This window comes from Streptococcus mitis, from assembly GCF_003942775.1.
Lineage (GTDB): Bacteria > Bacillota > Bacilli > Lactobacillales > Streptococcaceae > Streptococcus > Streptococcus mitis_CN.
The window spans coordinates 127,266-148,265 of the sequence record NZ_RJNX01000005.1 but is presented as its reverse complement, the minus strand read 5'-3'; the positions used below and the strand labels follow the sequence as shown (position 1 = coordinate 148,265).

General features: G+C 42.3%; 20 protein-coding genes. 14 read left to right on the top strand and 6 right to left on the bottom strand.

Annotated features, from left to right (window positions below; genetic code table 11):
- Nucleotides 1-74: 74 nt before the first annotated feature.
- Both adhP and D8848_RS08005 read right to left on the bottom strand, forming a co-directional pair.
- A complete protein-coding gene (gene adhP, locus D8848_RS08010; protein ID WP_125443428.1) occupies nucleotides 75-1,094 on the bottom strand; it encodes an alcohol dehydrogenase AdhP in 1,020 nt (339 codons plus the stop codon).
- A 330-nt stretch (nucleotides 1,095-1,424) separates the two neighbouring features.
- Nucleotides 1,425-2,237 (bottom strand): Cof-type HAD-IIB family hydrolase, encoded by an 813-nt coding sequence (locus D8848_RS08005; RefSeq protein ID WP_125443427.1) that lies wholly within the window; start codon nucleotides 2,235-2,237, stop codon nucleotides 1,425-1,427.
- A gap of 189 nt (nucleotides 2,238-2,426) precedes the next feature.
- On the opposite strand from D8848_RS08005, the gene D8848_RS08000 reads away from it, so the two are divergent.
- The 6 genes from D8848_RS08000 (at nucleotide 2,427) to folK (ending at nucleotide 8,505) form a co-directional block, all read left to right on the top strand.
- The gene (locus D8848_RS08000; protein ID WP_000359266.1) at nucleotides 2,427-3,845 is read left to right on the top strand and encodes an NCS2 family permease; all 1,419 of its coding nucleotides are present in this window, start codon (nucleotides 2,427-2,429) and stop codon (nucleotides 3,843-3,845) included.
- Between the two features lie 52 nt (nucleotides 3,846-3,897).
- Nucleotides 3,898-4,605 carry a CPBP family intramembrane glutamic endopeptidase gene (locus D8848_RS07995; RefSeq protein ID WP_185756876.1) on the top strand — a complete coding sequence of 236 codons (708 nt, stop codon included), beginning with the start codon at nucleotides 3,898-3,900 and terminating at the stop codon, nucleotides 4,603-4,605.
- Nucleotides 4,606-4,700: 95 nt separating this feature from the next.
- Nucleotides 4,701-5,675 (top strand): dihydropteroate synthase, encoded by a 975-nt coding sequence (gene folP / locus D8848_RS07990; RefSeq protein ID WP_185756875.1) that lies wholly within the window; start codon nucleotides 4,701-4,703, stop codon nucleotides 5,673-5,675.
- A gap of 1 nt (nucleotide 5,676) precedes the next feature.
- Nucleotides 5,677-6,999: a bifunctional folylpolyglutamate synthase/dihydrofolate synthase gene (locus D8848_RS07985; RefSeq protein WP_125443426.1), complete on the top strand. Its 1,323-nt coding sequence runs from the start codon at nucleotides 5,677-5,679 to the stop codon at nucleotides 6,997-6,999.
- Entirely contained in the window at nucleotides 6,980-7,534 is a 555-nt protein-coding gene (gene folE, locus D8848_RS07980) for a GTP cyclohydrolase I FolE (protein ID WP_125443425.1), read from the top strand. Before D8848_RS07985 ends, folE begins: the two co-directional genes overlap by 20 nt.
- A gap of 158 nt (nucleotides 7,535-7,692) precedes the next feature.
- Entirely contained in the window at nucleotides 7,693-8,505 is an 813-nt protein-coding gene (folK, locus tag D8848_RS07975) for a 2-amino-4-hydroxy-6-hydroxymethyldihydropteridine diphosphokinase (protein ID WP_125443424.1), read from the top strand.
- 45 nt (nucleotides 8,506-8,550) lie between these two features.
- Here the strand turns inward: folK and D8848_RS07970 are convergent, their stop codons facing one another.
- On the bottom strand, nucleotides 8,551-8,868 hold the full coding sequence (locus tag D8848_RS07970; RefSeq protein ID WP_000886035.1) for a DUF960 domain-containing protein: 318 nt from the start codon (nucleotides 8,866-8,868) through the stop codon (nucleotides 8,551-8,553).
- A gap of 237 nt (nucleotides 8,869-9,105) precedes the next feature.
- Between D8848_RS07970 and ccpA the strand changes: the two genes are divergently transcribed.
- Nucleotides 9,106-10,116, top strand: a complete 1,011-nt coding sequence (ccpA, locus tag D8848_RS07965) for a catabolite control protein A (protein ID WP_001090628.1) — start codon at nucleotides 9,106-9,108, stop codon at nucleotides 10,114-10,116.
- A gap of 51 nt (nucleotides 10,117-10,167) precedes the next feature.
- Here ccpA and D8848_RS07960 read toward each other — a convergent pair whose 3' ends face one another.
- A complete protein-coding gene (locus D8848_RS07960) occupies nucleotides 10,168-11,130 on the bottom strand; it encodes an asparaginase (RefSeq protein ID WP_125443423.1) in 963 nt (320 codons plus the stop codon).
- A 65-nt stretch (nucleotides 11,131-11,195) separates the two neighbouring features.
- On the opposite strand from D8848_RS07960, the gene D8848_RS07955 reads away from it, so the two are divergent.
- Nucleotides 11,196-12,584 (top strand): Cof-type HAD-IIB family hydrolase, encoded by a 1,389-nt coding sequence (locus D8848_RS07955; protein WP_125443422.1) that lies wholly within the window; start codon nucleotides 11,196-11,198, stop codon nucleotides 12,582-12,584.
- 34 nt (nucleotides 12,585-12,618) lie between these two features.
- Here the strand turns inward: D8848_RS07955 and D8848_RS07950 are convergent, their stop codons facing one another.
- Entirely contained in the window at nucleotides 12,619-13,071 is a 453-nt protein-coding gene (locus tag D8848_RS07950) for a universal stress protein (RefSeq protein WP_000079148.1), read from the bottom strand.
- 161 nt (nucleotides 13,072-13,232) lie between these two features.
- Here D8848_RS07950 and D8848_RS07945 point away from each other — a divergent pair, with 161 nt between their 5' ends.
- The 4 genes from D8848_RS07945 to D8848_RS07930 all read left to right on the top strand — a co-directional run bounded on the left by D8848_RS07945 (nucleotide 13,233) and on the right by D8848_RS07930 (nucleotide 17,288).
- Nucleotides 13,233-13,535, top strand: a complete 303-nt coding sequence (locus D8848_RS07945) for a hypothetical protein (protein WP_185756874.1) — start codon at nucleotides 13,233-13,235, stop codon at nucleotides 13,533-13,535.
- Nucleotides 13,536-13,692: 157 nt separating this feature from the next.
- A complete protein-coding gene (locus D8848_RS07940; protein WP_000666461.1) occupies nucleotides 13,693-14,907 on the top strand; it encodes a pyridoxal phosphate-dependent aminotransferase in 1,215 nt (404 codons plus the stop codon).
- 144 nt (nucleotides 14,908-15,051) lie between these two features.
- On the top strand, nucleotides 15,052-15,186 hold the full coding sequence (gene rpmH / locus D8848_RS07935; RefSeq protein ID WP_000831905.1) for a 50S ribosomal protein L34: 135 nt from the start codon (nucleotides 15,052-15,054) through the stop codon (nucleotides 15,184-15,186).
- 137 nt (nucleotides 15,187-15,323) lie between these two features.
- The gene (locus tag D8848_RS07930) at nucleotides 15,324-17,288 is read left to right on the top strand and encodes a peptide ABC transporter substrate-binding protein (RefSeq protein ID WP_125443421.1); all 1,965 of its coding nucleotides are present in this window, start codon (nucleotides 15,324-15,326) and stop codon (nucleotides 17,286-17,288) included.
- A 332-nt stretch (nucleotides 17,289-17,620) separates the two neighbouring features.
- Here D8848_RS07930 and D8848_RS07925 read toward each other — a convergent pair whose 3' ends face one another.
- Complete coding sequence (locus D8848_RS07925; RefSeq protein WP_084926052.1) at nucleotides 17,621-19,465, bottom strand: APC family permease; 1,845 nt, start codon at nucleotides 19,463-19,465, stop codon at nucleotides 17,621-17,623.
- Between the two features lie 157 nt (nucleotides 19,466-19,622).
- On the opposite strand from D8848_RS07925, the gene D8848_RS07920 reads away from it, so the two are divergent.
- Together D8848_RS07920 and rnmV are read left to right on the top strand one after the other, a co-directional pair.
- Nucleotides 19,623-20,396, top strand: a complete 774-nt coding sequence (locus tag D8848_RS07920; protein ID WP_060627177.1) for a TatD family hydrolase — start codon at nucleotides 19,623-19,625, stop codon at nucleotides 20,394-20,396.
- Nucleotides 20,396-20,956, top strand: a complete 561-nt coding sequence (rnmV, locus tag D8848_RS07915) for a ribonuclease M5 (protein WP_060627176.1) — start codon at nucleotides 20,396-20,398, stop codon at nucleotides 20,954-20,956. The genes D8848_RS07920 and rnmV overlap by 1 nt, the downstream gene beginning before the upstream one ends.
- Nucleotides 20,957-21,000: the final 44 nt, after the last annotated feature.

Below are 21,000 nucleotides of genomic sequence, written 5' to 3'. Positions count from 1 at the left end.
TGAATTCTTATTTAAAAATTTAATATAAAAAAGTTGGAAGCGCATTCCAACTTTTAAAATAGGTTTCTATAAGATTAGTGGGTGAAGTCGAGTACCATACGTCCTTGGATTTGACCTTTTTCCATTTCGTCGAAAATTGTTACGGCATCTTCTATTGGACGTTTTTGAACAACTGGAACTACTAAACCTTCTGCACCGAATTGGAAGGCTTCTTCCAAGTCTTTACGAGTTCCTACAAGAGAACCGATGACTTGGATTCCATCTAAAACTGTTTTCACGATGCTAAGTTCCATCATTTCAGAAGGAAGGCCAACAGCGACTACGCGACCACCGGCACGAACTGAGTCAACAGCCTGGTTGAAGGCAACTTTAGACACAGCAGTTACGACAGCTGAATGAGCTCCACCATCAGTTTTTTCCTTGATGAGTCCAGGTACATCTTCAACTTCGAGGCCGTTAATAACAATGTCCGCACCCACTTCTTTTGCAAGGGCAAGTTTGTCATTGTTGATATCAACGGCGATGACATGAGCATTGAATACTTTCTTAGCGTATTGAACAGCTAGATTACCAAGTCCACCAGCACCGTAAAGAACAACCCATTGGCCTGGTTCAACTTTGGCTTCTTTAATGGCTTTATAGGTTGTTACACCAGCACATGTGATAGAAGAAGCTTGGGCTGGATCAAGTCCGTCAGGAACTTTGACAGCATAGTCTGCAGTTACGATACATTGTTCAGCCATACCACCATCTACTGAGTAGCCGGCATTTTTCACTGTACGGCAAAGAGTTTCACGGCCAGTAGTACAGTATTCGCAAGTGCCACATCCTTCAAAGAACCAAGCAACGCTGACGCGGTCGCCGACTTTAAGGCTTTTTACATCTGGGGCAATTTCTTTAACGATACCAACACCTTCGTGACCTAGGACACGTCCTGGTACTTGACCAAAGTCACCATGGGCAACGTGAAGATCAGTGTGGCAAACACCGCAGTATTCAATTTCTACAAGTGCTTCTCCAGTTTCAAGTGGACGGAGTACTTTTTCTTCAACAGCAACACCAGTGCTTTCTGGATTTACAACAACAGCTTTCATAGCTATCCTCCTTGATATTGACCGAGAACAGGGACAACGGGACTGGATTGATTTTGTGTCAACAGAGTCGAGTGTGACGAGCTCTCTTGTATTTATATGTGAAGTATATCACAAAAGAAAGCCTTTTCCAAGGTTTTGGATGCAAAAAGTAGAACAATCGATTAACTGGTTGATGAGACTGTGAAAAGAACACAAAGACCAGCTCGCAAGCTGGTCATACTCTTCGAAAATCAAATTCAAACCACGTCAGCTTCGCCTAGCCGTACTCAAGTACTGCCTACGGCTAGCTTCCTAGTTTGCTCTTTGATTTTCATTGAGTATCAGTATAGGTTATAAGAATAAGTCTTGCAGGGTTTTGGCAACCCCGTCTTGGTCATTTGTCAAGGAAATTTGCTCATCTGCATAAGGGAGTAGCTCTGGGTTGGCATTTTTCATGGCATAACCTTTCCCAGCAAAAGCGAGCATTTCGGTATCATTGTGCTCATCTCCAAAAGCGATCAAATCTTTTTTGTCACGGTTCATTACCTTGAGCAAGTAGTCCAAAGCAAAGGCCTTGTTGACACCTTTTGGGGTACATTCAAGGATATTGAGCGGACCTCCCCAGGTATTAATAGAAAGTTGATGCTGGTAGAAGGTGTTCATTTCTTTTGCCAAGGCATATTTGTCACTGGCTCTAGTCTGTAACAGAATGCAGTTAGGATCCTTGGTCACCAATTCAGGCTGAAATTGATCTTCAGGCTGGAAAGCTTCTACACCAAATAGTTTTGGATTGGCAATTTCTTCATTAGGATTTGTAATGTAGAATTTTTTACGGTATTCTCCAGCGATAAAATCGGCTTGAATGTCCTCTGAACGTCGAACCATGTCTAGCAGATATTTTTTGTCTACGGTTAAACACTTTTCAAAGTTCCAAACTTGGTCTGGTAAATGAGTGAGGGAGCCGTTGAAGTTAATCATAGGAGTGTCTAAGTCCAGTTCACGGTAGAAATCTTTTGACATGCGGTAAGGGCGACCTGTCGTAATAATGACCAGATGTCCTTTTTCGGTAACTTTTTTTATGGTTTCTTTTGTAAAGTCAGAAATTTGACTGTCTGAGTTGAGCAGGGTTCCATCCAGGTCAACTGCAATAATTTTTTTCGTCATAGGAACCTTTCTAGTGTATTTTCAGATAAGATGTCTACTATTATAACAGAAAGCAGGCAGAAAAGCAGATTCGAAACCAAAAAAGAAATTTCATCAAATTCTTAAATAAATCAAACAAAGATATTGAAAAAGTGAATGATAAATGATATAATTCTATTATTGTTCGTAAAAATTAAAAGGAGATTAATAATGGACAAATTATTTAAACTAAAAGAGAACGGTACAGACGTTCGTACAGAGGTTCTCGCTGGTTTAACAACTTTCTTTGCAATGAGTTATATTCTCTTTGTAAACCCACAAATTCTTTCGCAAACAGGAATGCCTGCTCAGGGTGTATTCCTCGCAACGATTATCGGTGCAGTTGCTGGTACCCTGATGATGGCCTTCTATGCTAACTTACCATATGCTCAAGCGCCAGGTATGGGACTCAATGCCTTCTTTACCTTTACAGTTGTATTTGGACTCGGTTATTCTTGGCAAGAAGCCCTAGCTATGGTCTTCATCTGTGGAATTATCTCATTGATTATCACTTTGACAAATGTTCGTAAAATGATCATTGAATCGATTCCAAATGCCCTTCGCTCAGCTATTTCAGCTGGTATCGGTGTCTTCCTTGCCTATGTAGGGATTAAGAATGCTGGACTTTTGAAATTTACGATTGATCCAGGTAACTATACTGTTGTAGGAGAAGGGGCTGACAAGGCTCAAGCAACGATTGCAGCAAACTCTTCAGCAGTTCCAGGCTTGGTTAGCTTTAATAATCCAGCTGTTTTGGTGGCTCTTGCAGGACTTGCTATCACAATCTTCTTTGTCATTAAAGGGATTAAAGGGGGAATTATCCTTTCTATCTTGACAACAACTATTCTTGCTATTGCAGTTGGTTTGGTAGATTTGTCTAGTATCGATTTTGCTAATAACCATGTTGGTGCAGCCTTTGAAGACTTGAAGACAGTTTTTGGTGCAGCTCTTGGTTCAGAAGGTTTGGGAGCTTTGATTTCAGATACAGCTCGCTTGCCTGAAACTCTGATGGCTATTCTTGCCTTTTCATTGACAGATATTTTTGATACAATTGGTACCTTGATCGGTACAGGTGAAAAAGTTGGTATCGTAGCGACAAATGGTGAAAATCACCAATCAGCTAAGTTGGATAAGGCTCTTTACTCTGACTTGATTGGTACTTCAATTGGTGCCATCGCTGGTACTTCGAACGTAACGACTTATGTTGAGTCTGCTGCTGGTATCGGTGCAGGTGGACGTACTGGTTTGACAGCCTTGGTTGTAGCTATCTGTTTTGCGATCTCAAGCTTCTTTAGTCCACTTCTAGCGATTGTACCAACAGCCGCTACAGCTCCAATCTTGATTATCGTTGGGATTATGATGTTGGCTAGCTTGAAAAATATCCATTGGGACGATATGTCTGAAGCGGTTCCTGCCTTCTTCACATCTATCTTTATGGGATTCAGCTACTCTATCACTCAAGGGATTGCAGTTGGTTTCTTGACTTACACTTTGACTAAGCTTGTCAAAGGTCAAGCTAAAGATGTTCATGTTATGATTTGGATTTTGGATGCCTTGTTTATCCTTAACTACATCAGTATGGCCCTATAATAGAATTACCCAGGGGGATTTCCCCCCTTTTTTAATACAAAGGAGATAGGTGATGAAAGAGAAAAGTATGTGGAAAGAATTATTGAATCGTGCAGGCTGGCTGTTAATCTTTTTGCTAGCGACAATTTTATATCAGATTCCTATAGGGGTTACTGCTATTTTAACTTTAAATGCAGTACCACTGTTACAGTCAGGGCTTATAGTTGCTGGTATTTCGATTGTGATTCTGGCACTGTTTATTATAGGGGCTCGTAAAAAGCAATTAGCAAGTTTTAATTTTTCTTTTTTTAGAGCTAAGGATTTGGCACGTTTGGGCTTGAGTTATCTAGTTATTATCGGGTCAAATATACTTGGTTCCATCTTATTGCAATTGTCAAATGAGACGACAACAAGTAATCAGTCTCAGATTAACGATATGGTTCAAAATAGTTCACTGATTTCCAGTTTCTTCTTGCTAGCCTTGCTGGCTCCGATTTGTGAGGAAATCTTGTGCCGTGGGATTGTTCCTAAAAAGATTTTCCGAGGAAAAGAGAACTTGGGATTTGTAGTCGGTACGATTGTGTTTGCTTTATTGCATCAACCAAGTAATCTACCTTCTTTATTGATTTATGGAGGTATGTCGATCGTTCTATCTTGGACGGCTTATAAGACCCAACGTTTGGAAATGTCGATCTTACTTCACATGATTGTGAATGGGGTTGCTTTCTGTTTGCTAGCTCTTGTGGTGATTATGAGTCGGACATTAGGAATTTCTGTTTAGAAAGTTTTCATGTAGGAACTGATCTCTTTCTACTAGGGAAAGATGAATGCAATCGTATCCATCTTTTTCTTTTTATGGTAAAATAGAGAAATAATATGGTGAAAAGCCTTGAGGGAGTGACCGATATGTCAAGTAAATCCAATCATGTAAAGACAGCTATTTGCGGAATTATCAATGTAACCCCAGACTCCTTTTCGGACGGTGGTCAATTTTTTGCTCTTGAGCAAGCACTCCAGCAGGCTCGTAAATTGATAGCAGAAGGGGCTAGTATGCTAGATATCGGCGGAGAATCGACTCGGCCGGGAAGCAGCTATGTTGAGATAGAAGAGGAAATCCAGCGTGTTGTTCCAGTGATTAAAGCGATTCGCAAGGAAAGTGATGTCCTCATTTCTATCGATACTTGGAAAAGTCAGGTGGCAGAGGCTGCTTTGGCTGCTGGTGCTAATCTAGTCAATGATATCACTGGTTTCATGGGTGATGAAAAAATGGCCCATGTGGTAGCTGAAGCGAGAGCGAAAGTGGTCATCATGTTTAATCCAGTCATGGCGCGACCTCAGCACCCTAGCTCGCTTATATTTCCTCATTTTGGTTTTGGTCAAGCTTTTACAGAGGAAGAGTTAGCTGACTTTGAAACATTGCCAATCGAAGACTTGATGGAGGCTTTCTTTGAACGAGCACTAGCGAGAGCAGAGGAAGCTGGTATTGCACCAGAAAATATCCTGCTGGATCCAGGGATTGGATTTGGTCTGACCAAGAAAGAAAATCTGCTTCTTTTACGGGACCTGGATAAACTACATCAGAAGGGCTATCCAATCTTTCTTGGAGTGTCGCGCAAGCGGTTTGTCATCAATATCCTTGAAGAAAGTGGTTTTGAAGTCAATCCTGAGACGGAACTTGGTTTCCGCAATCGAGATACGGCTTCGGCTCATGTAACCAGTATCGCTGCGAGACAGGGTGTGGAAGTGGTGCGCGTGCATGATGTAGTTAGTCACAGGATGGCAGTTGAAATTGCCTCCGCCATTCGTCTGGCTGATGAAGCGGAAGATTTAGATTTAAAACAATATAAATAAGATGAAAGAAATTCAAAACAATCAGTGGATTGCTAACTACCGGACGGACCAACCGCATTTTGGCTTGGAACGAATGGAGGAACTATTAGCTTTGCGTGGCAATCCCCATCTCAAACTCAAGGTCATCCATATCGGAGGGACCAATGGCAAGGGTTCGACCATTGCTTTTTTGAAAAAGATGCTAGAAAAGCTAGGGCTGAGAGTTGGCGTGTTTAGCTCGCCCTATCTCATTCATTACACAGATCAGATTAGCATCAATGGGGAATCTATCCCAGAGGCTAGACTAGAAGCCCTCATGGCAGACTATCAGTCTTTGTTGGAGGGAGAAGCGGCCGCTAATTTACAGGGCACAACCGAGTTTGAGATTATCACAGCCATAGCCTATGACTACTTTGCCATAGAGCAAGTAGATGTGGCTATCATGGAAGTGGGCATGGGTGGACTTTTGGATAGTACCAATGTTTGCCAGCCCATTTTGACAGGAATTACGACTATTGGATTGGATCATGTAGCCCTACTTGGTGACACTTTGGAGGCCATAGCAGAGCAGAAGGCAGGTATTATCAAACAAGGGATTCCCTTGGTAACAGGGCGTATTGCTCCAGAAGCTTTGGCTGTGATTGACCGCATTGCGGAAGATAAAAATGCGCCGAGACTTGCATACGGGGCAGATTATCAGATCAGCCATCAAAAGAGTGTGGTTACAGGCGAAGTCTTTGACTATACAAGTGTTGTCAGACAAGGTCGCTTCCAGACTGGCCTGCTTGGTTTGCACCAGATAGAGAATGCTGGGATGGCCATAGCTTTACTTGATACTTTTTGTCAAGAAGAAGGTCGAGAACTAGCAAGCAATCACTTGCTTGCTCAAGCCTTGGAAGAAACAAGTTGGCCAGGGCGTTTGGAAATCGTGTCAAGAGAACCCTTGATGATTTTGGATGGAGCCCACAATCCCCATGCTATCAAGGCTTTATTAGCAACTTTGCAAGAACGCTTTGCGAATTATCGTAAGGAAATCCTCTTTACTTGTATCAAAACCAAGGCCTTGGAGGATATGTTGGATTTGTTGGAGCAAATCCCAGATACCGAGCTTACTCTGACACATTTTGACGATAGTCGGGCGACTGATGAAAGCGTGCTGGAAGAGGCAGCTAAGTCTAGAAATCTCAGCTACCAAGGTTGGCAGGATTTTCTAGAGCAGAAATTGACAGATAAAAAAGAAGAGAAACAAACAGTTAGGATTGTCACGGGTTCCTTGTATTTCTTGAGCCAAGTGAGAGCCTATCTGATGGAGAGGAAAAACGAAAATGGATACACAAAAGATTGAAGCAGCTGTAAAAATGATTATCGAGGCCGTCGGAGAGGACGCTAACCGCGAGGGCTTGCAGGAAACACCTGCTCGTGTGGGTCGTATGTACCAAGAGATTTTTTCAGGTCTTGGTCAAACAGCGGAGGAACATTTGTCAAAATCCTTTGAGATTATTGACGATAATATGGTGGTAGAAAAGGATATCTTTTTCCATACCATGTGTGAACACCACTTTCTACCATTTTATGGGAGAGCACATATTGCCTACATTCCAGATGGTCGTGTGGCAGGTTTGTCTAAGCTAGCTCGTACGGTTGAAGTTTATTCGAAAAAACCACAAATTCAAGAACGTTTGAATATCGAAGTGGCCGATGCCTTGATGGACTATCTAGGTGCTAAAGGAGCCTTTGTTGTCATTGAGGCGGAACATATGTGTATGAGCATGCGTGGTGTCAGAAAACCAGGCACTGCAACCTTGACGACAGTAGCTCGTGGTCTATTTGAAACAGATAAGGATCTCCGCGACCAAGCTTATCGTTTAATGGGACTATAATACTCTTAAAAAATCAAATTCAAACCACGTCAGCTTTCATCTGCAACCTCAAAACAGTGTTTTGAGCAGCCTGTGGCTAGCTTCCTAGTTTGCACTTTGATTTTCATTGAGTATAAAAAGAATCCGCTTCAAGCGGATTTTTCTAGAAAGGAATCATTATGGATCAACTGCAGATTAAAGATTTGGAAATTTTTGCCTATCATGGTCTTTTTCCTAGTGAAAAAGAATTGGGGCAGAAGTTTGTCGTTTCAGCCATCTTATCCTATGATATGACCAAGGCGGCTACAGACTTGGATTTAACAGCCTCTGTCCATTACGGAGAATTGTGTCAGCAGTGGACGACTTGGTTTCAGGAGAGCACTGAGGATTTGATTGAAACGGTAGCCTACAAACTAGTAGAACGTACCTTTGAGGCTTATCCTCTTGTCCAAGAAATGAAGCTGGAACTCAAAAAACCTTGGGCGCCAGTGCATTTGCCACTAGATACTTGCTCAGTAACCATCCACCGTCGCAAACAGCGAGCCTTTATCGCGCTAGGAAGCAACATGGGAGATAAACAAGCAAACTTGAAACAAGCCATTGAGAAAATGCGAAATCGAGGTATCCATATTCTCAAAGAGTCCAGTGTCTTGACGACGGAGCCTTGGGGAGGTGTCGAGCAAGATAGTTTTGCTAATCAAGTGGTTGAGGTAGAAACCTGGTTGCCTGCCCCAGTTCTATTAGAGACCTTGTTAGCCATTGAGTCAGAGATGGGACGGGTGAGAGAAGTACATTGGGGGCCTCGTTTGATTGATTTGGACTTGCTCCTTGTGGAGGATCAGATTCTTTATACAGACGACCTCATCTTGCCTCATCCTTATATAGCGGAACGCCTTTTTGTCCTTGAGTCCTTACAGGAAATTGCGCCTCATTTTATCCATCCGACATTAAAGCAACCGATCCGCAACTTGTATAATGCTTTGAAACAATAGAAAAAACTCTAGTTTTCAGTCACTTGCAACTGAAGGCTAGAGTTTTTAAAATAGGTCATTTTCTTCTGGGAGGAGGATAGTTTCTCTACCGTCCATATCTAAAACCAGGACTCTCGGGGGATAAAGAGGGTCGAAAGGGTGGTTAAAGTCAAAATCAATGGCTGTAGGGAGATGTTGACTTGAAAAGTGGAAGGTAATTTTTCCTTGGTTATTAAGCAATTGAAACTCGAGTTCCTCCTCCAATTCAAAGACATTTTTTAAGAAGTGGTCGATGATGTACCAAAAAGAGTCAATAACATCATCAGGCAAGCTGGTAACAATGCCAAAACTAGCTGACCGCATATGGGTATTGGTAAAAGCCATATTTCTTCCCCCTTTCTTTTCCCTTATCATACAGCAAATAGGATTAAAAATCAAGAAAAGGCGATTTTTTCTTCATAAACATAGCTTCCTATGAAATTTTTTCAAATAATCTTCAAAAAACGCTTGAAAGTGTTTACAAATAGTGATAAAATGGAATAAGTAGAATCATGAAAACGAAATTTTCATACCGTCTCTTTTTTTGGAGTCTCGTGAGGTATGATATAGAAAGGAAATGGAATGAATACAGACGATACAGTAACGATTTATGATGTCGCCCGTGAAGCAGGAGTTTCAATGGCGACAGTTAGCCGTGTAGTCAATGGCAACAAGAATGTAAAAGAGAATACTCGAAAAAAAGTGCTTGAGGTGATTGACCGTTTGGATTACCGTCCAAATGCAGTAGCGCGTGGTCTTGCAAGTAAAAAGACAACCACTGTCGGAGTTGTGATTCCCAATATTACCAATGGCTATTTCTCAACGCTTGCTAAAGGGATTGATGATATCGCTGAAATGTACAAGTATAACATCGTCCTTGCCAATAGTGATGAGGATGATGACAAGGAAGTTTCGGTTGTCAATACATTGTTTTCTAAGCAAGTGGATGGTATCATTTTTATGGGTTACCACTTGACTGAAAAAATTCGTTCAGAGTTTTCTCGCTCTCGGACACCAGTTGTTCTTGCAGGGACAGTGGATGTAGAACATCAACTTCCAAGTGTCAATATTGACTACAAACAAGCAACGATTGATGCAGTGACCTACCTTGCTAAAGAAAATGAGCGCATTGCTTTCGTTAGCGGTCCACTAGTGGATGATATCAATGGTAAGGTTCGTTTGGTTGGCTACAAGGAAGCCTTGAAAAAAGCAGGTATTTCTTATAGCGAAGGATTGGTATTTGAATCTAAATACACTTATGAAGACGGTTATGCCTTGGCAGAACGCTTGATTTCATCAAATGCAACTGCAGCAGTTGTAACAGGTGATGAGTTGGCAGCAGGTGTCTTGAACGGCCTTGCTGATAAGGGTGTGTCAGTACCAGAAGAGTTTGAAATCATTACTAGTGATGATTCACAAGTCTCTCGCTTTACCCGTCCAAACTTAACCACTATTGCCCAACCTCTTTATGACCTTGGTGCTATTAGCATGCGTATGCTGACTAAGATTATGCACAAGGAAGAGTTGGAAGAACGTGAAGTTCTCTTACCTCATGGTTTGACAGAACGCCGCTCAACACGAAAACGTAAATAGAAAAAATCAGGGAATCGTGAAGATTTCCTGATTTGTTTTTAGAGAAGAGACTTACCCTTCCATATAGTCTTTCAAAGCCTGTCCTGTTAGTCCGGCATTGAGGGCAATGAGGAGCTTTAGGCGGGCTTTTTGGGCGTTGAGTTCTTTAACAAAGAAGACACCAGATTTTTGCAACTGCACGCCCCCGCCCTGGTAGGCATAAACAGGTTCCGCAATACCGTTAAAGCATCGTGAAACAAGGGCGACTGGGATTCCTTTTTGCAGAAGGCTTTCTAACTTTTCAGCCGTTTCTTTGGGAATATTACCAGCTCCGAAGGCTTGGATAATCAAACCGTCCAACTGTTCCAAATCAAGCATATCAATCAGCTCATCTGTCATACCAGCATAAGCAGAGATGATAGGGACTAAGCCTTGTATGTGATTAAGGTCAAAGCGAACACGAGGTTCAGCTGTTTTAAAGTAGAGGATTTCCTGTTTCATAATCAGACCAAGTGGACCGTGTGTTGGAGTCTGGAAGGTGCTGACGTTGGTTGTATGCGTTTTGGTAACATACTTGGCAGCGTGGATTTCATCGTTCATAACGACCAAAACTCCTTTGTCAGCAGCCTTGTCATCGCTAGCTACCCGCAAAGCACTCAGATAATTATAAACACCGTCACTGCCGAGTTCGTTGGAGCTGCGCATGGCTCCTGTTAGAACAATTGGCATGTGGGGAACTTCCATGGTGTCAAGGAAATAGGCTGTTTCCTCTAAAGTATCGGTCCCGTGTGTGATCACCACTCCATCGTAGTTAGCAGCTTCCTCTTTAATTTTTTGGTAGAGGGCTAGCATATGATTGGGTTTGATATGAGGGCTTGGCAGGTTAAAAAAGTCCAAGGCGTGGACTTGGATTCCTTCAAGTGGGTTGGACACGTGGTTCATGGGATTATCTGAACTAGTCACAACAGCGCCAGAAGCATCGGCCTGCATGGAAATAGTCCCACCTGTATGTAAAACAAGGATTTTCTTAGGCATGATTTACTCACTCTTTCTGAAATGTGGTATAATCATTGTATCACAAAAGGGGAGATTGGGATAGGATGGAAGTCAAAGCTGTTTTTTTTGATATCGATGGAACCTTGGTCAACGATCGCAAGAGTGTTTTGAAATCCACTAAGGACGCGATTAAAATTGTCAAAGAACAAGGGGTGCTAGTTGGTGTAGCGACAGGGCGAGGACCTTTTTTTGTTAAGGAATTGATGGACGATTTGAATCTGGATTTTGCGGTAACCTATAATGGCCAGTATATCTTTACTAAAGACAGAGTCTTGTTCACGAGCCCAATTTCCAAGTTACATTTGCGCCAGCTCATTACGTATGCTAAAAAAGAGGGCAAGGAGATTGCCCTAGGGACCAAGGATGCCATGCTGGGTTCCAAAATCATGTCTTTTGGTCTGGGTTCGTTTTCCCAACGAATCAGTCGCTTCGTTCCCTCTGTTTTAACTCGGACGGTGAGTCATTCCTTTAATCGTATGGTCAGCAAGGTTGTTCCCCAAAAGGAAGAAGACCTGCTTGATCTAATGAATCAGCCTATCTACCAAGTTTTGATGTTGATGACGCCAGAAGAATCTGAGAAGGCAGCAGCTGATTTTGAAGACTTGAAATTGACACGTAGTAATCCATTTGCAGCGGATGTCATCAATCAAGGTAATTCTAAATTGGAAGGTATTCGCAGAGTTGGGAAAGAATATGGCTTTGACCTCAACCAAGTGATGGCCTTTGGTGACTCAGATAACGACCTAGAAATGCTTGCAGGTGTGGGTATGTCGGTCGCTATGGGAAATGGTAGTAGCAGTGTCAAGGAAGTTGCCAAGCATATCACTACCAGCAATCAGCAAGACGGAATTCACAAGGCCTTGGAACATTTTGGTGTTTTGGCTTCAGAAAAAGTCTTTGTCAGCCGTGACTATCATTTCAATAAGGTCAAGACCTTCCACCACATGATGGATGAACGAACTCAAGAAGAACCTCGAGCTTGGGATTTAGAAGGTGCAACCCACAGGGCTGGTTTTAAAATAGAAGAATTGGTGGAGTTTGTTCGAGCGGCCAGTCCTTCTGAAGAGGACTTTGGTCAAGCTCTATCGCAACTTCATCAGGCTCTTGATAAGGCAGCAGATAAAGTAGCTAAGAAGACGCCAGCCCAGGAAGATTTGGTGGGGCAAGTGGATGCCCTGATTGACACGCTTTACTTTACCTATGGTAGTTTTGTTTTGATGGGGGTGGACCCAGAACGTATTTTTGATATTGTCCATCAGGCCAATATGGGGAAAATTTTCCCAGATGGCAAGGCTCATTTTGATCCAGTGACCCACAAAATCTTAAAGCCAGATGATTGGGAAGAAAAATATGCTCCAGAACCTGCTATTAAAAAGGAACTGCAGCGTCAGCTCAAGGCTTATGAACGCCATAAAGAGAGAAATAAACAGTAAACAAAAAGGAGCTGGGGGCTCCTTTTCTTGATGGTTATAAGGTTTTTTCTTGTTCTCTCACAACCAGCAAATCAACCTTAGCATGGCGGAGGATGTATTCAGATGAAGAACCGACCAAGAGGCGTTCAAAGGCGTTGAGACCAGTTGCGCCAACGAGGATGAGGTCCACTTCCTCAGCATCGGGAATAGTACGTGCCAGTAGGGTCTTTGGATTTCCCATTTCAATGACGATATGAACATCTGCCACACCAGCATCTTTAGCACGTTTTTCGTACTCTTTCATCAGACTTTCAGCGTCGACTTGGAGTTCTTCGTAAACTTCAGCATCAAAGGTGGATACGCTTTGGAGTGCGCGTGTGTCAATGACATGTGCGATGGTGAGTTTAGCGTCGTTTCGTAGAGCAGAATGAACTCCCTTGACAAAAGCCAAGTCTGCTTCTTTAGAACCATCGATTGCGACCATGATATTTTGGTAACGTTGTGCCATAATGAAACCTCCTGAAATTTTCTTACTATAATTGTAAACCTTTTCACTATAGAAGTAAAGCAAAAAAAGTATTTTTCAAAAGAATGTTAGCGATTAAAATCTATATAAATATATGATAAAATAAAAGAAAGGATAGCAGGAAAGAAGTGAAGGGAGGGAGAATGATGAAAAACGCTTTTCAAGAAACAAAAAAATCGAATTTCCTTTATTATGGAATCATCCTAGTTTCAGTCTTGCTAGAAGTTATCATGATCTGGCAATTAGAGAAACTGATTCCGCTTCTCTATCCAGGTTTTATTGGTTTTTTAGTCTTTCATTTACTCTACCATTTGGTATTATTCCTAGTCGCTAAACGAAGTGGGCGTTGGGATTACTTGATGATATGGGGGCTTTTCCTCATGTTCAATCTTCTTTATGACTCCTTTTTAGGCTTGCTTTTTCTAGGTTTATCTTTTGGTATGTAATGTGTTTTTTCGCAAAATACCTGCTATCTCCCCTGTATTGACCTCGCTTTTAGTGAGGTTTTTCTTCTGTAGGATTTTAGTAACACATTTCAGTAAACTTGTCGCATTTTCTTTCTAGTGGTATAATGTTACTATCCTGATGAATTGAGGAAACAAGATGAAAGAATATAACAAATCTAGTAAGTTAGAGCATGTTGCTTATGATATCCGTGGTCCTGTTTTGGAAGAAGCCATGCGGATGCGAGCAAATGGAGAAAAGATTTTACGTCTGAATACAGGAAATCCAGCAGAATTTGGTTTTACAGCGCCAGACGAGGTCATTCATGACTTGATTATGAATGCGCGTGATAGTGAAGGTTATTCTGACTCCAAAGGGATTTTCTCAGCCCGTAAGGCTATCATGCAGTATTGCCAATTGAAGAAATTCCCAAACGTAGATATTGATGATATCTACCTTGGAAATGGTGTCAGTGAGTTGATTGTCATGTCCATGCAGGGGCTTTTGGACAATGGGGATGAAGTCTTAGTGCCAATGCCAGACTATCCTCTCTGGACAGCAGCTGTCAGCCTAGCTGGAGGAAATGCCGTTCACTATATCTGTGATGAAGCTGCAGAATGGTATCCAGATATTGATGATATCAAGTCAAAAATCACTTCCAATACCAAGGCAATCGTCCTTATCAATCCAAACAACCCAACTGGAGCTCTTTATCCTAAGGAACTCTTGTTGGAGATTATTGAGATTGCCCGTCAAAATGATTTGATTATCTTTGCGGATGAAATCTACGACCGCATGGTAATGGATGGGCATGTGCATACGCCTGTGGCGAGCCTGGCGCCAGATGTTTTCTGTGTTAGCATGAATGGTCTATCAAAATCCCACCGTATCGCTGGTTTCCGTGTGGGTTGGATGGTCTTGTCTGGACCTAAGACACATGTTAAAGGCTATATCGAAGGTCTCAATATGCTGTCCAATATGCGCCTTTGCTCTAACGTTTTGGCCCAACAAGTCGTACAAACTTCTTTGGGTGGTCACCAATCAGTCGATGAATTGCTCCTTCCTGGTGGACGAATTTACGAGCAAAGAAATTTCATCTACAATGCTATTCAAGAGATTCCAGGTCTCTCTGCTGTTAAACCCAAGGCAGGGCTCTATATCTTCCCTAAAATAGACCGTAATATGTACCGTATCGATGATGATGAGCAGTTTGTCCTTAATTTCTTGAAGCAGGAAAAGGTTCTCTTGGTTCATGGTCGAGGCTTCAACTGGCAGGAACCAGATCACTTCCGTATCGTTTACCTTCCTCGTGTTGATGAACTAGCCCAAATTCAAGACAAGATGACTCGTTTCTTGAAACAGTATCGTAGATAGGGCTTACATTCGAAAAAGCTGGAAACATTTGCCTAGAGCTATTGACAAAAGTAAAAGAATCAGATAGAATAGTAAAGTATGTTTAGTAACTGATCACTTTATAGCCGGCTAAACGAATACAAAATCTATGAGGAGGTATTCATCGTGAAACGTACTTATCAACCAAGTAAACTTCGTCGTGCGCGCAAACACGGATTCCGTAACCGTATGTCAACTAAAAACGGTCGTCGCGTATTGGCAGCTCGTCGTCGTAAAGGACGCAAAGTTTTGGCTGCATAATCCAAACGAATTATATCAAAAATCAGTAGGAACTCGAGTCTACTGATTTTTATTTTTGTAAAAAAGTTCAAAATACTTTATATTTTTGCTCAAATAGTGTATAATATTTCACATACTGTAAAAAATGGAGAATAATCATGAAGAAATCAAAAGTTATGCTTTTTGGAGCTATGGCTTTGACAGCAGGTCTAGCTCTAGCGGCATGCGGGTCATCCCAATCAAGCAATGCAGACAAGACATATTCTTATATCTTTGTCAGCAACCCTGATACCTTGGATTACATTACCTCTACACGAGACTCTACATCTAGTATTACAACCAACTTGATTGATGGTTTGTTAGAAAATGACCAGTATGGCAATCTCATCCCATCTATGGCTGAGTCATGGACAGTGTCAAAAGATGGCTTGACTTACACTTATAAGATCCGTCAGGGAGCTAAATGGTACACTTCAGAAGGAGAAGAGTATGCGGACGTAACAGCTCATGACTTTGTTACTGGTCTCAAGTATGCGGCTGATAAAAAGGCTGAAAACTTGTACTTGGTACAAGACTCTATCAAGGGTCTAGCAGACTATGTTGAAGGAAAATCATCTGATTTTGGAACTGTTGGTGTTAAGGCAGTGGACGATTACACGCTACAATACACTCTCAACCAACCTGAGACTTATTGGAACTCTAAAACAACAGCAAGTATCCTTAATCCTGTAAATGAAGCCTTCTTGAAGTCTAAGGGAGATGACTTTGGAAGTGTGACACCATCAAGCATCTTGTCAAATGGTCCGTACTTGTTTAAATCTTTCTCATCAAAATCTTTGATTGAGTTTGATAAAAACCCTAATTACTGGGATAAGGACAAGGTCAAAATTGAGAAAGTGAAACTATCTTTCTTTGACGGTTCTGACCAAGACAGCATTGCTAGAGGTTTCTTGGATGGTAATTATACAGATGGCCGTATTTTCCCAACAAGTTCAGTCTTTGCTGAACTCAAGAAGGGAAATGAGGACAAGATTACCTACACACCGCAAAACTCAGTTACTTTCTATTATCTTTTCAACGTTAATCGTCAAAGCTACAAGCAAACTATGAAACAGTCTGATAAGGAAAAGACAGATTCACGCGCAGCTATGCAGAATAAAGATTTTCGTCAGGCCATTAACTTTGCCTTTGACCGTCATGCTTATGCAGCACAGACAAATGGTGAAGATGGAGCAGACCGTATCTTGCGTAACACAGTTACACCAAGTGACTTTGTCCAAGTTGGTGATAAGAACTTCGGTGATGTTGTTAATGAGAAAATTGTCAACTATGGTAAAGATTGGGCAAATATCAATCTAAACGATGGTAAGCAAGCTTTCTTGAATCCTGAAAAGGCCAAAGAGAAGTTTGCCAAGGCCAAAGAAAGTCTGCAAGCACAGGGAGTAACTTTCCCAATTCATTTGGATATGCCAGTTGACCAGACTGCTAAATTAGATGTGCAGCAGGCCGGATCTTTCAAACAAACAGTGGAAGAAACCCTTGGTAAGGAGAATGTGGTCATTGATGTTATCCAACTTTCTCCAGATGAAAAAGACCAAGCAACCTACTTTGCAGATACAGCAGAACAAAAAGACTACGATATTGACATCTCAGGATGGGGTGGAGACTACTCAGATCCTAAGACTTACCTAGCCATCCTTGATCCAGAGACAGGTTCTCAGTTGAAAAACATGGGCTTGTCTGAAGGAAAAGACAAGGAGGTTAAGGATAAGATTGGTCTTGCTGACTACAAGAAACTCTTGGATCAGGCTGATGCGGAAATCACAGATACTCAAGCTCGCTATGAAAAATATGCTGAAGCCCAAGCTTGGTTGACAGATAGTGCCCTCTTCCTACCAGTTCAAAGTGGTGGAGCCAACCCAATCTTCCGTAAGACTGTACCGTTTACAGGTCCATTCTCATTCGTTGGACACAAAGGAGATGCTGACAACTACAAATATGTTGAACTGCAAAAAGAGCCAGTAACTGCTAAACAGTACCAGGAACTCTATGAAAAATGGCTAAAAGAAAAAGCTGAGTCAAATAAAAAAGCTCAGGAAGATTTAGCTAACCATATTCAATGATATTCCTAGTCATGCTTTTCAGTTAATACTCTTCGAAAATCTCTTCAAACCACGTCAGCGTTGCCTTGCCGTAGGTATGTTACTGACTTCGTCAGTTCTATCCACAACCTCAAAACAGTGTTTTGAGCTGACTTCGTCAGTTCTATCTGCAACCTCAAAACAGTGTTTTGAGCTGACTTCGTCAGTTCTATCCACAACCTCAAAACACTGTTTTGAGCAGCCTGCGGCTAGCTTCCTAGTTTGCGCTTTGATTTTCATTGAGTATAAGCATAGTGGCTGGATTCAGAAAAAGGCCTTATCAGACGCTTCTTGCTTCTGGTAGGGCCTTTTCTTTATTCTTTTAAGTGATAAGAGTAGCTAGCGACAACGACATCTTGGTGCCAACGGAGTGCATATTTGAGTTTGAGGCTCATTTGATTGTGTAGAATATTTTGCCAAGGTTTATTAGGGATAAACTGGGGAACGAGGACAGTGACTGTATAGTTCTTTCTCTGGGCCTCCTCAGAGATTCGTTTAACATACTTGACAGTAGGGGTGATGATGTCGCGGTAGCTGGTCTTGATGTTCTTCAGAGTAATGGTTGGGAAGTAATCGGCAAATTCTTGGAGAATTTCTTGGTCTTTTTCTGCTGTTTCCTTGGTAGAAATATGCATGGCTAGGACTTCGTCACCGATACTTTGAGCGTAGTTAATGGCTCCGACACTGACTCGGGTGACATTTCCTACTAGGACCAGAACCAGATTGCCGTCGTAGGTACGTTTTTCGATGCCTTCATAGAGACGTAGTTGTTGGGCCACTTTTTGGTAATGACTGTGAATCGCCAAGAAGAGTAGAGTGAGTACGAGAATAATCGGGAAGAAAGGCCAGATATCACTGAGACGGAAAAAGAGCAAGATTAGTACAATCGCGTAGCAAATGATTGCCCCAAGGATATTAGCAAGAGCAGGTTTTAAGAAATTTGCTCCTTTTTCCTTTTTCCAATGACGAATCATCCCAGTCTGAGATAGGGCGAAGGGAACGAAGACCCCGATAGTATAAAGAGGAATCAAGCGTTCTGTATTGCCATTAAAAATGAGAAGAAGAATCATAGCCCCAAAAGCCAGAGTTAAAATTCCATTGGAGTAGCCTAGGCGGTCTCCTTTTTCCATAAAGAGATGGGGCATGTATTTGTTTTTAGCCATATTGTAAGCCAGCATAGGGAAAGCCGAAAAGCCAGTATTTGCAGCTACGGCCAAAATCAAGGCTGTGGAGAATTGGAAGATATAATAGCCAAGGTGACCTAAGAAGGAATTACCAAGGATGCCTTGAGCCATCTGTGAAAGAATAGTTTCTCCGTGTTGAGGCATAATCCCCATCCAGTAGTTTAGGAAGGTAATGCCTGCAAAAAGAAAACCTAAAATCAAGGCCATGATGGTCAAGGTCTGAGCAGCATTCTTTTCTTTCGGAGCCTTGAAAAAGGGAACGGCATTTGAAATAGCTTCAACTCCTGTCAGAGAGGCAGAGCCGCTGGTAAAGGCTCTTAGAATGAGAACGATAGACAGGCTCGGAACAGCATGCCCAATAGGTGAAGTTGCCTGATAGCTGAGAGACCCTGTCATTAGTTGAAAGATTCCGTAGAGCAAGAGAAAGACAGTACTGATGATAAAGAGATAGACAGGAATCATCAGTGAACTGGCAGATTCTTTTAAGCCCCGTAAATTCAAGAGCATAAGCAAGCAAACTAGAAAAATGGAAATGTGGAGGTTGTAAGGGTGGAGGGCAGGGAGAGCTGCTGTGATAGCGTCCGCTCCAGATGATACCGATACCGCCACAGTCAGCATGTAGTCAACCAGCAGACTACCTCCAGCGATCAAGCCTAGCTCGGGAGATAGATTTTCTCGAGTAACCATATAGGCCCCTCCTCCTTGAGGATAGGCATGGATGATTTGACGGTAGGAAACGGTCAGGCTGGCCAGAAGTAGGAGGACAAAAAGGCCGATAGGAAGGCTCCACCATATAGCAAGAGGAGAGAGACTAGCCAAGACGAGGACTACTTGCTCAGGCCCATAGGCAATGGAAGATAGAGCGTCGCTTGACAACATGGCCAAGGCCTGCATTTTTCCCAGCAGTCCCCCCTCGCCTTCGGTTAAGGACTTGAGAGGACGACCGATAAAAGTCTGTTTTAATTTTGTAAACATGGTATTTTCCTTTACTGAAAATTTCAATAAGTGCTATTATACTGCTTTGAGAAAATAGCGTCAAGAGAGGACGATGGATTTTAGAATATTTTGTACAGATGAGGAGAGAGGTCAGTTTTTTTGCTATAATAGTAGATAGAAAACGAGGTTAGAAGAGATGATTTTTGATACACATACACACTTGAATGTAGAAGAATTTGCAGGTCGTGAGGCAGAAGAAATTACCTTGGCTGCTGAGATGGGTGTGACACAGATGAATATTGTTGGTTTTGATAAACCGACGATTGAGCGTGCTTTGGAGTTGGTGGATGAGTACGACCAACTCTACGCGACTATTGGTTGGCATCCTACAGAAGCGGGGACTTACACGGAGGAGATTGAAGCCTACTTGCTTGATAAGCTCAAGCATCCAAAGGTAGTTGCCTTGGGTGAGATTGGTTTGGATTACCATTGGATGACAGCGCCAAAAGAGGTGCAGGAGCAGGTTTTTCGGCGTCAGATTCAGCTATCTAAGGACTTGGATTTGCCTTTTGTTGTCCATACCCGTGATGCGCTGGAAGACACCTATGAGATTATCAAGAGCGAGGGAGTTGGCCCTCGAGGTGGTATCATGCATTCTTTTTCGGGAACTCTTGAATGGGCAGAGAAGTTTGTCCAGCTTGGCATGACCATTTCCTTCTCAGGAGTGGTGACTTTTAAGAAAGCAACTGACATCCAAGAAGCAGCTAGAGAACTTCCTTTGGACAAGATTTTGGTGGAGACAGATGCGCCTTACTTGGCTCCTGTTCCTAAACGGGGTCGCGAAAACAAAACAGCCTATACTCGCTATGTAGTAGATTTTATCGCGGATTTGCGTGGCATGACGACCGAGGAGTTATCGGCAGCAATGACTGCAAATGCAGAACGAATTTTTGGATTGGACAGCAAGTAATGAAAGAAAAAATTTCTCAAGTCATCGTGGTTGAAGGGCGCGATGATACGGCCAATCTCAAACGTTACTTCGATGTAGAGACCTATGAGACACGAGGTTCTGCCATCAATGAGCAAGATATTGCACGTATTCAGCGTCTACATGAGCTTCATGGAGTCATTGTCTTTACAGACCCAGATTTTAATGGGGAGCGGATTCGCCGCATGATTATGACGGCCATCCCAACAGTTCAGCATGCCTTCCTCAAACGAGATGAAGCTGTTCCCAAGTCCAAGACCAAGGGGCGGTCTCTGGGAATTGAGCATGCCAGCTATAAAGATCTGAAAACGGCTCTAGCTCAGGTGACAGAACAATTTGAACATGAGAGTCAGTTTGATATCAGTCGTAGCGACTTGATTCGCCTTGGTTTTCTAGCAGGGGCAGATAGCCGTAAGCGACGAGAATATCTAGGAGAGGCTCTCCGAATTGGCTATTCCAACGGCAAGCAACTCCTCAAACGCCTAGAGTTGTTTGGGGTTACCTTGGCAGAAGTGGAAGAAGCTATGAAATCTTATGAGTAGGAAAGATGTAGCCGTTACAATTTTTTAAGTTTCACAGTATTTTT

What these genes read in the sequence shown, in the direction of transcription:
- D8848_RS07995 (WP_185756876.1), top strand. Translation starts at nt 3,898, where the DNA reads ATGAAAGAGAAAAGTATGTGGAAAGAATTATTGAATCGTGCAGGCTGG.
- D8848_RS07970 (WP_000886035.1), bottom strand. Translation starts at nt 8,868, where the DNA reads ATGGCTTTTACCAATACCCATATGCGGTCAGCTAGTTTTGGCATTGTT.
- ccpA (WP_001090628.1), top strand. Translation starts at nt 9,106, where the DNA reads ATGAATACAGACGATACAGTAACGATTTATGATGTCGCCCGTGAAGCA.
- adhP (WP_125443428.1), bottom strand. Translation starts at nt 1,094, where the DNA reads ATGAAAGCTGTTGTTGTAAATCCAGAAAGCACTGGTGTTGCTGTTGAA.
- folP (WP_185756875.1), top strand. Translation starts at nt 4,701, where the DNA reads ATGGTGAAAAGCCTTGAGGGAGTGACCGATATGTCAAGTAAATCCAAT.
- D8848_RS07950 (WP_000079148.1), bottom strand. Translation starts at nt 13,071, where the DNA reads ATGGCACAACGTTACCAAAATATCATGGTCGCAATCGATGGTTCTAAA.
- D8848_RS07985 (WP_125443426.1), top strand. Translation starts at nt 5,677, where the DNA reads ATGAAAGAAATTCAAAACAATCAGTGGATTGCTAACTACCGGACGGAC.
- folE (WP_125443425.1), top strand. Translation starts at nt 6,980, where the DNA reads ATGGATACACAAAAGATTGAAGCAGCTGTAAAAATGATTATCGAGGCC.
- D8848_RS07925 (WP_084926052.1), bottom strand. Translation starts at nt 19,465, where the DNA reads ATGTTTACAAAATTAAAACAGACTTTTATCGGTCGTCCTCTCAAGTCC.
- D8848_RS07960 (WP_125443423.1), bottom strand. Translation starts at nt 11,130, where the DNA reads ATGCCTAAGAAAATCCTTGTTTTACATACAGGTGGGACTATTTCCATG.
- folK (WP_125443424.1), top strand. Translation starts at nt 7,693, where the DNA reads ATGGATCAACTGCAGATTAAAGATTTGGAAATTTTTGCCTATCATGGT.
- D8848_RS07930 (WP_125443421.1), top strand. Translation starts at nt 15,324, where the DNA reads ATGAAGAAATCAAAAGTTATGCTTTTTGGAGCTATGGCTTTGACAGCA.
- D8848_RS07955 (WP_125443422.1), top strand. Translation starts at nt 11,196, where the DNA reads ATGGAAGTCAAAGCTGTTTTTTTTGATATCGATGGAACCTTGGTCAAC.
- rnmV (WP_060627176.1), top strand. Translation starts at nt 20,396, where the DNA reads ATGAAAGAAAAAATTTCTCAAGTCATCGTGGTTGAAGGGCGCGATGAT.
- D8848_RS07940 (WP_000666461.1), top strand. Translation starts at nt 13,693, where the DNA reads ATGAAAGAATATAACAAATCTAGTAAGTTAGAGCATGTTGCTTATGAT.
- D8848_RS08000 (WP_000359266.1), top strand. Translation starts at nt 2,427, where the DNA reads ATGGACAAATTATTTAAACTAAAAGAGAACGGTACAGACGTTCGTACA.
- D8848_RS07920 (WP_060627177.1), top strand. Translation starts at nt 19,623, where the DNA reads ATGATTTTTGATACACATACACACTTGAATGTAGAAGAATTTGCAGGT.
- D8848_RS07945 (WP_185756874.1), top strand. Translation starts at nt 13,233, where the DNA reads ATGATGAAAAACGCTTTTCAAGAAACAAAAAAATCGAATTTCCTTTAT.
- D8848_RS08005 (WP_125443427.1), bottom strand. Translation starts at nt 2,237, where the DNA reads ATGACGAAAAAAATTATTGCAGTTGACCTGGATGGAACCCTGCTCAAC.